The sequence below is a fragment of the Roseivirga sp. YIW32 genome (assembly GCF_057219245.1).
In genome coordinates this window covers 1,227,783-1,241,396 of sequence record NZ_JBXVVG010000002.1, presented here as the reverse complement: position 1 = coordinate 1,241,396, position 13,614 = coordinate 1,227,783, and the positions used below count along the sequence as shown (strand labels likewise).

The following is a 13,614-nucleotide window of genomic DNA, read 5'->3' as shown; positions in this document are numbered from 1 at the left end:
TAAACAAAAATTGAACATCGAATAGATTCAATGTTCAACCTTTTGTTATGATTTTATCAACTATGAATTATTCGAAATTATTCAGCTTTTGCTTCGGCTTTTGTCTCTGCTTTATCAGCAGCGATCTTCTCTTGCTCAGCTTTTTCTCTTTCTCTCTCTTCTTTGTCTTTCTTTCTTTCAGACAATCCCTCTTCTATCGCTTTTCCAAACGCTTTTGTGATCACTTCAATTGACTTGAAGGCATCATCATTACCTGGAATTGGGAAATCAACGCTGGTAGGGTCTGAATTGGTATCACAAAGCGCGAACACAGGAATGTTCAATTTCTTCGCTTCTGCAATTGCAATGTGCTCTCTCTTGACATCCACTACGAATAAAGCAGCAGGGAGTCTCGTCAAGTCAGCAATACCGCCTAACAATTTCTCCAATTTTGCTTTTTCACGTGTTTTCATCAATCGTTCTCTTTTGGCCAAGGCTTTGAAAGCTTCTTCTTTCATCATCTTGTCGATGCCAGCGAGTTTTTTCAACGATTTTCTGATGGTCGCAAAGTTGGTGAGCATACCACCCAACCATCTTTCCGTTACAAAAGGCATGTTCAATCGGGTAGCTTCTTCAGAAACAATCGCTCTCGCCTGTTTCTTCGTAGCCACAAACATTACCTTTCGCCCAGAGCGAACAACATTCTTAACGGCATTTGACGCTTCTTCGAGGCCGTTAATGGTTTTGTTAAGATCGATCACGTGGATTCCGTTCTTCTCCATGAAGATGTACGGTGCCATGCGTGGATCCCACTTTCTCGTTAAGTGCCCGAAATGAACACCAGCATCAAGTAAGTCTTTGTATTCTAGTTTTGACATGTATATAAATGAATATGAATTCGATTAACGTTTTGAGAACTGGAACGATCTTCTCGCTTTTCTTCTTCCTGGCTTCTTACGTTCCACCATTCTAGGGTCACGAGTCAAGAAACCTTCAGCCTTCAAAGGAGAACGATGCTCGGGATCAACCTCGCAAAGTGCTCTTGAAATAGCCAATCTGATCGCTTCTGCTTGTCCTTTCAACCCACCTCCATCAACATTCACTTTCATGTCGAATTTGTCAGCGGCGTCTACTTTCACTAAAGGCTGTTCAACGATGATCTGAAGAACATCTGACGGGAAGTAGTCAGCGATCGCTCTTCCATTGATGGTCACTTCTCCGTTACCAGCAGACATGTATAGTCGTGCAACAGATGTTTTTCTTCTTCCGATTGTATTAATTACTTCCATCTAAGAAATCTTAAAATTCTAATGTTTTCGGTTGTTGCGCTTCGTGCGGATGCTCAGCACCTTCATAAACGAATAAGTTATTGAATAACTGTCTTCCCAGTCTGTTCTTTGGCAACATGCCTCTTACAGCTCTTTCTACCAATAGCGTAGATGACTTCTCCTTTAATTGTCTTGGAGTAGTAGCCTTCTGACCACCTGGGTAACCGGTGTACGATAAATATACTCTATCGGTCCACTTTTTCCCTGTCAATCTTACCTTATCGGCATTGATGACGATCACGTTATCTCCGCAATCTACGTGTGGGGTGAAATCAGGCTTATTTTTGCCTCTGATTACTTTAGCTACTTCACTAGCTAATCTTCCCAATGTTTTCGACTCAGCATCAACAACGACCCACTGCTTATTTACAGTCATCTTGTTTGCCGATTTCGTCTTATAACTTAGTGTATCCACTTTATTATATTTAATTGAATTTCAATACTTTAAACAGACCTTCCCCTGAAAAAGGGACACAAAGATAGATGTTTGGTTTTTATAATCCAACATCGCCTAATAAATAATTGGGAGAAAATCAGGAAGTTAGTCCACTCGCTCCATTCAACGATTTTGCTTCAATTGTTTCAACAAGACGCGCATGTCTTTTGGATAAGGCGCCTCAACGGTTAAATGCCCCGTGGAAGTGGGCAAACTCAAACGGTATGCATGCAGAGCAAAACGTTGGATCAAGGGCTGTTCCGTTCGGTCTTTTCCTAACTTAAAATTTCGCTTAAGGCTCGAAAGATAGAGATCCTGTCCACCATAAAGTGCATCCCCAACGATAGACGCTTCTAGCTGCGCCAAATGAACACGGATCTGATGCATTCTGCCAGATTCCGGTTGACATTGAATCAAGCTGTGCTTATTGAATAATTCGAGTGTAGTAAAGGTTGTTTTAGAAGCCTTTCCTTTTGGCGAAACAACCACCTTATTCGATTGAATCAGAAGAGGCAAGTCGACATCTTTCTCCCTCCACTCATGCAAACCGCTGACCACGGCATGATAGATCTTGTTCACCTTCCGGTGCTCAAATTGGATAGAAGCAAAGCGATAAGCCTCCTCATTTTTCGCCAACAACAAACACCCGCTGGTTTCCTTATCCAGTCGATGACATAACATCAGGTTTGGATCATGCGCCTGCGCCAACTTATGAATATTGACTTGGCTACCCCTGTCTTCTAAAGAAGCCACCAAAGGAGGCTTATTGATCACCAGGTAATCGTCGTCCTCATGGAGGATCATTTCAGCAAAATTGAGCTTCGGCATATCAGGATTCGATTTCTTCAACTTCGGACTCTTCTTTCAGAAGAAGCTCCATTTCCTTCTTTGCTTCTTCTTCCATTTCGGCCGTAGTTTGTCCTTTTGGCAATTTGAAACTGAATGTAGAGCCTTTGCCGACAACACTGGTAACACTCACTTTCGAATCGTGTGCCTCTAAAATATGCTTGACAATGGCAAGCCCCAAACCAGTGCCTCCCAAGTCCTTTGAACGAGATTTATCCACTCGGAAGAATCGCTCAAATACTCTTTTTAAATGCTCTGGTGGAATCCCAACACCGGTATCTTTTATCGCTACTTCAACTTTTTCATTGGTCTGTGTCATGCCTATGACCACTTCACCTTTATCCGTGTACTTAATGGCGTTAGATACCAGATTGATAATGACGCGATAAATACGTTTAGAATCTGCATACACGAATAAGGGGTCTTTATAATCGCGATCCAGACGAATGGTTAGACCACGCTTCTCGGCTTTATCTTCCATTTGATCGATGATCTCGATGACCGTATTGACAAGATTAAAGTGCTCAAAATGCATCTTGATCTCACCTGTCTCGATCTGTGATAAGGTCAATAAATCTTGAATCAAGGAATCCAGGTTATCCAAGCTCTTCGCAGCGCGTTTCAAAAACTTCTTTCTGATCTTTTTGTCATCCACGGCACCATCTAATAAGGTGTGAACGAATCCTTGTGCTGAGAAAACCGGTGTTTTCAATTCATGACTGACGTCGGCTAAGAACTCCCTTCGAAAGGCTTCAAGTCGCTTTAAGTCCTCGATCTCTTTGTGCCGATTGATCCCATAAGTAAAGATCTCCTTATTGATGCGCTTCAATGGGTTATTCGCATTTCCACTCTGTTCTGCTTCTATAAAAGAGAAATCCTTCTTTCTCATTTTATTCAATACTTTGTAGATCTCACCTATTTCTTTGAAAACTAAAAATTCGAAGACGACATAGACGAGCAAATAGGTGGCAGAAAAGGAAAGTAAGCCGGCGACCGTCAGCGCCAAAGCAGTCGTTTCAGGAACAAGAGACAAGAACGCAGTGGTCACGACGGCTACTAAACCAGCCAGTACCAATGCCACTACTCTTGAATTGTATAACATCTAATTCAGTTCAAACTTATATCCTACGCCCTTGACGGTAGAAATGTAGCCATCCCCGATCTTTTCACGGACTTTCCGAATGTGTACGTCGACCGTACGCGCCAAAACATAGACGTCAGTCCCCCAAATATTCTGGAGTAGCTCGTCCCTTCCGAACACCTTATTCGGATTCTGTGCCAAGAAATAGAGCAATTCGAATTCCTTCTTTGGAAGCGTAAATTGTTTGTCCTTCGCCGTTACCGTGTAACTCGACCGGTCGATCGTAAGGTCACCGGCTACCACTTGCGGTTTAGATTTAGACTTACTCTCTTTTCGGAACAAGGCACTGATCCTGCTCATTAAGGCCCTTGGCTTGATCGGCTTGGTGATGTAATCATCTGCCCCAGCTTCAAAAGCAGCCACTTCAGAGTATTCTTCTGCCCTAGCCGTTAAAAAGGTAATGTGTGCATCGGCGAGTTCAGGTGATTCCCTGATCTGACGACACGTTTCAACACCATCCTGCTGTGGCATCATGATGTCCAACAGGATAAGATCTGGAATAATTTTTTTAGCAAGGCTTACTCCTTTTATCCCATTATCAGCCGTTTCTACGTCGTAGCCTTCCTTCTTAAGGTTGTATTTGAGTAACTCCAAGATATCCGGATCGTCATCAACCACCAAAACCTTAGGGTTTTGTTTATTTCCCATGGATCAATTGTTATCAAGAAGTGTTGAACTTCTGTTTGCCCTATAAAATTAATGTTTACTCTACAAGCGCCAAAGGATGTCTGAGATTCTTTGCCCTCATGATATCAACCGTGAGATAGCCAACATAAATTTTGGCTTTTACCTTTAAGGGAATCCTATTCTGATCATCTGATAGCCACACCTTCACTGTATTTTCCTCCACAAACAAACTGTCTTTTTCCCTGATGGGAACAAGAACCACCGCTTTGATTTCGCCCAGGTCGGTTTTGATCACCTCCCTATCAACAATTTTCACGCGCTGGGGCTCCAATTTATCGTCAAAAAAGACATTGATGGTAATGATATCGCCAATCTTAAAATTGGACCAGTCAAGGGCTCTCAGGTAATAAAAACTGCTGACCATATCTTGTACATTCTTGGATACCCTAAAGTCTACAGTTCGTTCCAACACGCGTGTTTCTTTGTGCAATTTTTCCACCGTAGCAGAATCGATCGCATGGTCGAAATGAACGATCTCATTACGCGTAAAGCGACCCTCCTTAATGTAGCGGTAGAATTGCTGTGTTTCGTAGTTCGTGGTATCGATAAAGGTGCCCCAATTGTCTCTGACAGAGGAAACAAGATCAAAAATACCTACCGTCCTGGCATTGATATCCACTTTCCAGGTAGGTCGATCATTCGTCTGGTAGATCAGTTCGCTTACACCAAAGTTGGCTTCTGCAGCTTTTACCCAACCAATTCGAGCCTTAAAGTCAAGCGATTCGCCTGGCATGAATGGAGGAGCCTCCACAATTGGATAGTCGTTGGCAATATGATACAAGCTGGTATCCAATTCAGCTTTGTCGTCCTTTTGCCCGAACGATATAGAGGCATACAGGAGCCCTAGGAAAATTAATCTCAGCCTCATTTGTGCCTAGTCTTTCAAATGTTGTACCAAGTTTTTTTAAAGCGACGGGTATTTTTCTTTTAAATACCTCAAATAGGCCTTCAAGTCTCCCTCAAAATCCTCCGCCAGTATTCGCTTCAATTCCTCTTGCTGACTATTGTAACGAAGCATGGACATGAAGAACGTATTATTGGGGGTGTAATCGTCGAAATATCCAATATAACGTTCCGAACGAAAATTGAGGGTGTCATAGTTAGATTTGATCTTCGCAATTCGCTCTGCCTTCAAGTTATACTTTAAAGAGTCCGGCGCAGTCGTCATCGACTTATACAAGGAATCTAAGCCTTGAGCGGCGGCTAACAGATAGGTTCTGAATTTCTGCTCGTCGAACCGTTGATTTTTATAGTCTTGCAGTTCTTCGGAAGCATATCCGTACTTCTTGGCCAAGAATAATTCAGCACCTTCATCACCAATGAAATTGGCCAAATTCTCATTGAAGGTGACCGAGTCTTTCACAAACAAGGTCCCGTGTGTCAATTCATGAATGATCAGCGCTGCCAAATCACCCTCCGTTCGATTGAGCATATTGGATAAAACCGGGTCTATAAACCAACCAAGCGTAGACCAACCTCCTGCTGTGCGTACCCCCACATCCAGCTGCTCTTCCTGTTGGATCCTCTCCAATTCTTCTATGGCTTTCTCTCGATCAAAAAAGCCCTTATAAGGAAAGCGACCAACGATTGGAAAAGACCACATCTTCGGTTCAAAAGCAAAGGGAGCACAGGCAGTAACCACGTACATCGAGGCTTTGCCCTGCTGGTCGAAAATGGTGGAGTAATTCTCGGAGTAATTGATTCCGAGTTCATCAAAAGCAAAGGCCTTCGCTTCCAAAATTAGCTGAATACGTTCTTTTTGTTCAGCTGTAGTTGTTTCTAGCGCCATGAACTCTTCGAGCGGAATGGCTTCTCTCACCACAGCCAATTGTCCTTTCAATTGCATCCAGCCATAGTTCACCAAGTCACGATAGCTAAAAAGCAAGACACCTAGGAAAAGAATAGACAAGACGAGAAGACGAAGAAGAATTTTTTTGCGCTTCATTTTGGGTAATTTAGGAAAAAATCAATTTTGAGAATTGCTCAGCTTTGAACTATCTTCACACTATTATCGATTCAAATCTCCCAAACTTATGAGTGACAATACGGAAAAATTAAAAGCGCTACAACTAACCATTGACAAATTAGAAAAAGCCTATGGTAAAGGCGCTGTGATGAAGTTAAGTGATGAAAAAGTTGTCGACTTACCCTCCATTTCAACAGGCTCTTTAGGACTAGACATTGCCTTGGGCATCGGTGGCGTACCTCGCGGCCGTGTTGTTGAGATCTACGGACCTGAATCTTCAGGTAAAACAACGCTGACCATGCATTGCATTGCAGAAGCACAAAAAGCAGGAGGTTTGGCAGCATTTATTGATGCTGAGCATGCTTTTGACAAATCATACGCCGAGAAACTCGGTATTGATACAGAAAACTTATTGATCTCGCAGCCTGACAATGGCGAACAAGCCCTGGAAATCGCGGAGCACTTGATCCGTTCTGGCGCGATCGACATCATTGTGATTGACTCAGTTGCCGCATTGGTTCCTAAAGGTGAACTCGAAGGTGAGATGGGAGATAGCAAAATGGGTCTTCAAGCAAGGTTGATGTCGCAAGCGCTTAGAAAGCTCACCGGCGCGATCAACAAAACGGGCTGTACGTGTATCTTCATTAATCAATTGAGAGAGAAGATCGGCGTCATGTTCGGTAACCCGGAAACGACTACGGGTGGTAATGCGCTCAAATTCTACGCTTCCGTTCGTTTGGACATCAGACGAATTGGGCAGATCAAAGAGTCCGCCGATAACATTTTAGGAAACCGTACACGTGTGAAGGTGGTCAAAAACAAAGTGGCACCACCATTTAAAGTGGTTGAATTTGACATCATGTATGGACAAGGCATCTCCAAATCAGGTGAGATCCTGGACCTTGGTGTGGAATACAACATTGTCAAAAAAGCCGGTTCCTGGTTCTCCTATAATGGAGAAAAGCTTGGACAAGGTAGAGACGCTGTGAAAAGCCTGATCGAAGACAATCCGGAGTTGGCAGAGGAGCTGGAAAAGAAAATTAAAGCTTTTGTGAATGGTGAATTGGAAGAAGCACCTGAAGAAAAATAGGCGAAAAGCCGCCAAAGAAAAAGCCCTCAAATGAGGGCTTTTTTTATATCGTAAAATTTAAGCCAACCTGTCTATTAGGCCCGCATCGCCTCCACTGGGTCCAATCGGGCAGCTTTTGCCGAAGGGATGATCCCAGACACAATACCGATGACAGAAGATACCACCACGGCAAGGATGATGTTCTTACCACTCAGCGCCACCTCCAGTGTTCCGAAATCTATGAAGGTCAGCAGGAAGACGATGAGCACACCAAAGACTCCCCCGATCAGGCAGAGGAAAATGGATTCAAACAAGAATTGGAAGAGAATAAAATAATTCTTCGCCCCCAAGGACTTTTGGATACCGATCAGTTTGGTCCGTTCCTGCACCGAAACGAACATGATATTCATGATTCCAAAACCGCCAACCAATATGGCAAAGCCACCGATCACCCATCCTGCAGTACCCAATATGTCGAAAATACCACCCAAAGCATCCGCAATGGCCTCTGGTCGGTTCAAAGCAAAATTGGACTCTTCTTTTGGCCTCAAGCCACGCGATTTACGTAGTAAGCCTTCCATTTCGTATTGGAGTTCGACAAGCCCAATATCGTCCTCTCTTCCTTTAACGGCTAGAGAAGGGTTAATTCCAAACCGGAGGCCGATATAATACATTTTCGTAAACATTTTATACGGAATGTACATGCGGTCATCATTACTCGGGGTGCCAATAAAGCTCTCCCCTTCTCTCTTCATAATACCGATCACACGAAGTTTATAGCCTTTGACTTTGATGTCTTTGCCAATGGCCGACTCATAAGGAAAGAGGGATTTGGCTACTTCATCTCCGATGATCACGACAGAGCGCCCACCTTCTATTTCTTGTTGGGTAAAGTACCTCCCGTTCTCAATCTCCACTTCGTAGACATCTTTGTATTGATAGGAAATTCCCCAAAGATCGGTTGAATTCAAGCTACTATTTTTAAACTTCACCGTTGTGTTGGCCTTACCAACAATGGTAATGGAAGAAGCATTTCTAAGATTCGCTGATAAGAACTCATACTCTGCATAGCTGTTATTTGGGCGGCGGAAATACTTCCACCAAGGGAAATTGGGATCATCGAACTCAAAAGGGAATTTATCGACGGTAACGACATTAGAGCCTAGAAAATCGAGACTATCTTTGATGTTCTTTTCCAAGGAATCGACAATGGTAAAAACACTGATGATTAGCATGATCCCAATGGTCACTCCGAGCAAAGAAAGTGTCGTCCGTAAGAGATTAGTGGTCAATACTTGAACCGCGAAACGGATACTTTCAGCGAATAGCTTTAAAAAGATAGCGAGCTTCATGTGACTTACATTCTAAGATTGACCTTCTATTGGAACGTAAAGAATCAAAAAATGTAAACGGCGACCAATGAGTTTTGGTTAAAAAAATCGTTTCCCTAGCTGAATGGCCGTTCAAACAGTTGAATGGAATCTACCCAACGCTCAGGCATGGGCGAACGGCAGAATTAGCCAGCATTCTGTATGACGCTTTTGCAATTATCCCTATCTTTGCCAGCTATTTAACAGCAAAGGCCTGAAGAATAAAAATATATGAAATTATCTGCATTCAAATTTGACCTTCCAGAGGATAGAATTGCCAAGTATCCCACCGAAACAAGAGACGAATCAAGACTTTTGGTATTAAGAAAAGATACGGGTGAAATTGAGCACAAAGTATTCAAAGACATCGTGGACTACTTTGACGAAGGTGATGTGATGGTCAATAATGACACCAAAGTTTTTCCAGCCCGACTTTATGGTCAAAAGGAAAAAACAGGTGCCCAGATAGAAGTCTTCCTACTACGCGAGTTAAATCCTGAAATGCACCTTTGGGATGTCTTGGTAGACCCGGCACGAAAGATCAGAGTTGGAAATAAACTTTATTTCGGTGAAGGCGAACTAGTTGCCGAGGTGATCGATAATACAACATCAAGAGGAAGAACCATTCGTTTCTTGTACGACGGGACGGATGAGGAATTCTACAAAACGATCGACCAATTAGGAGAAACTCCCCTACCGCGAACAATCCCGAGAGAAACAGAACCAGAGGACAGAGAACGTTTCCAAACCATCTACGCTAAAAATGTGGGTGCCGTCGCGGCGCCAGTAGCCGGATTGCACTTCACTATGCAAGTCCTCAAACGACTTGAAATTCTAGGCGTCGATGTAACTCCGATAACGCTGCACATCGGCTTAGGTACCTTCCGTAATGTAGATGTTGAAGACCTGACCAAGCATAAAATGGACTCCGAGAATTACATCATCGGAGAAGACACGGCAAAGTTGGTCAATAGAGCCCTAGACGAAAAGAAAAGAGTGATCTCAGTTGGCACCACTTCCATGCGGGCACTTGAATCGTCCGTTTCAGCAAGCGGAAGATTGAAAGCGAACGAAGCCTGGACGGATAAATTCATCTTCCCTCCTTACGAATTCAAAATCTGCTCAGCCTTAGTGACCAATTTCCATTTACCGGAATCCACTTTATTGATGCAAGCAGCTGCTTTTGGAGGTTATGACCATGTCATGAAGGCCTACCAAGAAGCCATCAAGGAAGGCTATAGATTTTTCAGCTACGGAGATGCGATGTTGATCATCTGATCCGATAGCCAGCAGTCATTAGAAAAAAGCCTTCTCTTGCGAGAGGGCTTTTTTATTTTGTTTTGACATTATTATGCAAACGATTGTTTTGAATTTTAGGTTTTCACATCCTTAATACATAAATGTTCATTGTCTTTGAAAGAAGATACTATGGAATTATGGCGAATGCTTACATAAAAGGAACAGGCTCCTATGCTCCAGCGCATGTAGTGAAGAATAGTTTTTTTGAAGCTGTGGGCTCGAACGATGCCTGGATCTTCAAAAACCTTGGAATCAAGGAACGAAGAATTTCACAAGGAGAAACCACCAGCGACCTGGCTACCGAAGCGGGTTTAAGAGCAGTGGAAGCAGCAGGAATTGAGGTGACCGATATCGACCTCATCATTTTAGCCACGGCAACAGCTGACAGGCAAGCGCCCTCTTGCGCTTGCTTCGTGCAAGAGAAAATGGGGGCTACCAATGCTGTAGCCTTTGATATTTCAGCCGTTTGCTCGGGTGCCCTGTTTGCCACCAGTACGGCCACACAATATATTCGATCAGGTATGTATGAGCATGTGCTGGTCATAGGTGCCGATACGTTCTCCAACATAACCGATTGGACCAGAAGAGACTCCGTTTTCTTTGGTGATGGTGCTGGTGCCATTCTTTTAGGGGCTACAGAAGAAAATAAAGGTTTCCTAGATTTCTTATTGCATACAGACGGTCGAGGAAAAGAACATTTCACCATTCCTGCCGGTGGTTCTGAAAAACCTGCCTCAGCAGAAAGCACAGCCAACAATGAGCATTTCTTCCAAATGAACGGACCCGAGGTATTCAACACCGCTATCGAGGTAGTACCCAAATCAATCGATGAGATTCTTACAAAAAACAAGATCAGCATCGAGCAGATCAAATGGATGTTGCCTCATCAACCGAGTATCCGTATACTGGAAGAGATCGCCAAAAGAGTTGGGTTACCTTTCGAAAAGGTAAAAACCAATATGGACCGATACGCCAATACTTCCGGTGGAACCATTCCCATCGTTTTAGATGAAACGATGAGGGCAAATGAAACAAAAGCCGGCGACCTGCTTCTTTTTGCTGCAGTAGGTGCAGGCTGGACATGGGGAACCGCACTTTATCAATGTTAATATGCTAGAAGGAAACACTTTTTTAATTACAGGGATAGCTGACGAGCAATCCTTGGCCATGTACACCGCCAAAGAGATCATCAAACAAAAAGGAAAAATAGTCTGTACAGGATTGGGCGAAACCACTTTTCACCAATCACTCTCTGAGCGAGCAAAAGCTTTCCTTCAGGGCACCTATGAGCAGTTCGAACAGGCGGTCAAGCAAGAGTTGCCAGGAGCACCCTGCTATATCCTTGACGTAACCCTTGACGACAGCATGGAAGAGCTTGCTCTTTCCTTGAAAGAACAGGGCGTCAAACTCAATGGCCTATTACATGCCATCGCCATGGATAAAACCATTCGGCAAAAGCAAGTCAAACCCTTGATCGAAGTAACGCGCGAAGAGTTTTGCGATACAATGGACGTTTCTGCTTACTCCCTGGTGCGACTAACCCATTTCTTGCTCAAACACGATGTGCTGGCACCGGCAGCTTCTATTTGTTCCTTGAGCTATATCGCCGCTGAAAAAGTCACCTTTCACCCCTATCGAAACATCAGTATCGCCAAAGCCGCACTGGAAAGAATCACCATAGAATTAGCCGATGAACTGGGTAAACGAAACGGAACACGAGTCAATGCCATTCGGTTTTCACCCTTTATGGGCAGTAAAGCAGGCAATGCAACCTTGACAGATCGAGACATAGAGATCTCAGATAAGCTAAGTCCACTCGGTAATGCACGTCCTGAAGATCTGGCTTTCGAGATCGTTCACCTCTTTAGACCCAACGCTAGAATCACGGGCGAGATCAGACATGTTGATGGTGGCTATCATATTATGGGTTAATTGATTCGTTTGAATCATTGGCTTTCCTATTTTAGGACATGCAAAAGTATGCCCTGATCGTTGCTGGTGGAAGTGGCTCTCGAATGAGAAGTGAACTACCTAAGCAATTCATGCCCATTTTGGGTAAACCCATTCTCATGCACACGCTTAAGGCGTTCCATTTTGATGGAATCCAACTCATTCTCGTCCTGCCGAAAAAACAGATCAGCTTTTGGCAAGAGCTATGTCAAAAAAATGCCTTTTTCATTCCTCATACTGTCGTAGAAGGTGGAAATACACGATTTGAATCCGTACAGAATGGCTTAAATAGCCTAAAAAGCGAAGAGGGCCTCGTCGCGATCCATGATGGGGTGCGGCCAATCATCAAAAAACAACTCATCAGATCAGCCTTTCAAGAGGCGGCAACAAATGGGAATGCCATTGCATCAGTAGCACTAAAAGACTCCATAAGAAGAGTCGAGGGGGATACCAATTCTGCAGAGGACAGGGCGGCCTACCGACTCATCCAAACCCCACAGACCTTCCAGATTGAGCGCATAAAACGGGCTTTTCAACTCGCAACCCATACAGAATTCACAGACGATGCTGCGGTTTTAGAAGCCATGGGCGAACGCATCCATTTGATTGATGGTGATTATCGAAACATAAAGATCACCACACCGGAAGACCTATTGGTTGCAGAAACCTATTTAGACGCATAAAAGCAACTTGAAATCCCTTAGATTTTCTCTATCTTATTGCATCGTTTTTGAAAATGAAACAACTCTACATCAACCCACTCATCTGCTTACTTTTCATCAGCTCCTTGCTATTCGGCTGCAATAACTCTTCTGATCAAAGCGAATGGCGCAGTCTATTCAACGGCAAAGACCTTACCGGCTGGATCCCAAAGATCACGGGGTACGCAACTGGTGAGAATTACGGTGAAACCTTTCGTGTCGAAGATGGCTTGCTTACCGTGAGCTATGAGAACTATGCGCGTTTCTCTAATCGATTTGGACACCTCTTTTATGAAGAGCCTTTTTCTAATTATGTCCTTCGCGTGGAGTATCGGTTCGTTGGAGAACAAGCTACAGGAGGGCAGCGATGGGCGACCAAGAATAGTGGTGTAATGTTTCATGCCCAATCCCCAGACTCAATGGGCGAACAGCAGGATTTTCCAATCTCCCTCGAAGCCCAATTCTTAGGTGGCCTTGGAGAAGGCCCAAGACCTACCGGCAACCTGTGCACCCCCGGCATGCATGTCTACATGGATGGTGAATTGATCACCCAACACTGCATTAATGCAAAGGCGCCAACTTACGATGGCGAAGAGTGGGTGACTATGGACATTGTGGCGAGGGCAGATGGCCGAATTGCGCATGTCATTAATGGTGATACATTGATCAAATATGAAAACCCAATCATGGGGGGTGATATGGCAAATAACCTCAAGGAAGGGGTAATGAAAGAAAATGAACCTGTAAACGGTGGCTATTTTGCACTTCAAAGTGAAAGCCATCCCATTCAATTCAGGAAAATATTGATCCGATCACTGGACAACGAAGAATAATTTTTACTG

15 protein-coding genes are annotated in these 13,614 nt (G+C 43.8%); 6 read left to right on the top strand and 9 right to left on the bottom strand.

Annotated elements, in window-relative coordinates:
• Positions 1 to 77: 77 nt before the first annotated feature.
• The 8 genes from rpsB to AC2D6U_RS14320 form a co-directional block, all read right to left on the bottom strand.
• The gene (rpsB, locus tag AC2D6U_RS14355) at positions 78 to 857 is read right to left on the bottom strand and encodes a 30S ribosomal protein S2 (RefSeq protein ID WP_484721680.1); all 780 of its coding nucleotides are present in this window, start codon (positions 855 to 857) and stop codon (positions 78 to 80) included.
• 24 nt (positions 858 to 881) lie between these two features.
• Positions 882 to 1,268, bottom strand: a complete 387-nt coding sequence (gene rpsI / locus AC2D6U_RS14350; protein WP_484721679.1) for a 30S ribosomal protein S9 — start codon at positions 1,266 to 1,268, stop codon at positions 882 to 884.
• A 10-nt stretch (positions 1,269 to 1,278) separates the two neighbouring features.
• Positions 1,279 to 1,722: a 50S ribosomal protein L13 gene (gene rplM / locus AC2D6U_RS14345; RefSeq protein WP_484721678.1), complete on the bottom strand. Its 444-nt coding sequence runs from the start codon at positions 1,720 to 1,722 to the stop codon at positions 1,279 to 1,281.
• A gap of 144 nt (positions 1,723 to 1,866) precedes the next feature.
• Positions 1,867 to 2,571, bottom strand: coding sequence for an RluA family pseudouridine synthase (locus AC2D6U_RS14340; protein WP_484721677.1), 705 nt, complete (start codon positions 2,569 to 2,571; stop codon positions 1,867 to 1,869).
• Between the two features lies 1 nt (position 2,572).
• Complete coding sequence (locus AC2D6U_RS14335; RefSeq protein ID WP_484721676.1) at positions 2,573 to 3,691, bottom strand: sensor histidine kinase; 1,119 nt, start codon at positions 3,689 to 3,691, stop codon at positions 2,573 to 2,575.
• Positions 3,692 to 4,378 carry a response regulator gene (locus AC2D6U_RS14330; RefSeq protein ID WP_484721675.1) on the bottom strand — a complete coding sequence of 229 codons (687 nt, stop codon included), beginning with the start codon at positions 4,376 to 4,378 and terminating at the stop codon, positions 3,692 to 3,694.
• Between the two features lie 55 nt (positions 4,379 to 4,433).
• Positions 4,434 to 5,285, bottom strand: a complete 852-nt coding sequence (locus AC2D6U_RS14325) for a DUF3108 domain-containing protein (RefSeq protein ID WP_484721674.1) — start codon at positions 5,283 to 5,285, stop codon at positions 4,434 to 4,436.
• A gap of 36 nt (positions 5,286 to 5,321) precedes the next feature.
• Complete coding sequence (locus tag AC2D6U_RS14320; protein WP_484721673.1) at positions 5,322 to 6,362, bottom strand: aminopeptidase; 1,041 nt, start codon at positions 6,360 to 6,362, stop codon at positions 5,322 to 5,324.
• An 88-nt stretch (positions 6,363 to 6,450) separates the two neighbouring features.
• Between AC2D6U_RS14320 and recA the strand changes: the two genes are divergently transcribed.
• The gene (gene recA / locus AC2D6U_RS14315; RefSeq protein ID WP_484721672.1) at positions 6,451 to 7,473 is read left to right on the top strand and encodes a recombinase RecA; all 1,023 of its coding nucleotides are present in this window, start codon (positions 6,451 to 6,453) and stop codon (positions 7,471 to 7,473) included.
• A gap of 74 nt (positions 7,474 to 7,547) precedes the next feature.
• Here recA and AC2D6U_RS14310 read toward each other — a convergent pair whose 3' ends face one another.
• Positions 7,548 to 8,804 carry an ABC transporter permease gene (locus tag AC2D6U_RS14310; protein ID WP_484721671.1) on the bottom strand — a complete coding sequence of 419 codons (1,257 nt, stop codon included), beginning with the start codon at positions 8,802 to 8,804 and terminating at the stop codon, positions 7,548 to 7,550.
• Between the two features lie 249 nt (positions 8,805 to 9,053).
• Here AC2D6U_RS14310 and queA point away from each other — a divergent pair, with 249 nt between their 5' ends.
• From queA to AC2D6U_RS14285, 5 genes are all read left to right on the top strand, one after another.
• Entirely contained in the window at positions 9,054 to 10,100 is a 1,047-nt protein-coding gene (gene queA / locus AC2D6U_RS14305) for a tRNA preQ1(34) S-adenosylmethionine ribosyltransferase-isomerase QueA (RefSeq protein ID WP_484721670.1), read from the top strand.
• Positions 10,101 to 10,222: 122 nt separating this feature from the next.
• Positions 10,223 to 11,230: a beta-ketoacyl-ACP synthase III gene (locus tag AC2D6U_RS14300; protein WP_484721669.1), complete on the top strand. Its 1,008-nt coding sequence runs from the start codon at positions 10,223 to 10,225 to the stop codon at positions 11,228 to 11,230.
• 1 nt (position 11,231) lies between these two features.
• The gene (locus AC2D6U_RS14295) at positions 11,232 to 12,053 is read left to right on the top strand and encodes an SDR family oxidoreductase (RefSeq protein ID WP_484721668.1); all 822 of its coding nucleotides are present in this window, start codon (positions 11,232 to 11,234) and stop codon (positions 12,051 to 12,053) included.
• A gap of 38 nt (positions 12,054 to 12,091) precedes the next feature.
• Complete coding sequence (locus AC2D6U_RS14290; protein WP_484721667.1) at positions 12,092 to 12,754, top strand: 2-C-methyl-D-erythritol 4-phosphate cytidylyltransferase; 663 nt, start codon at positions 12,092 to 12,094, stop codon at positions 12,752 to 12,754.
• Positions 12,755 to 12,807: 53 nt separating this feature from the next.
• On the top strand, positions 12,808 to 13,605 hold the full coding sequence (locus AC2D6U_RS14285; protein WP_484721666.1) for a 3-keto-disaccharide hydrolase: 798 nt from the start codon (positions 12,808 to 12,810) through the stop codon (positions 13,603 to 13,605).
• The last annotated feature ends 9 nt before the right edge of the window (positions 13,606 to 13,614 follow it).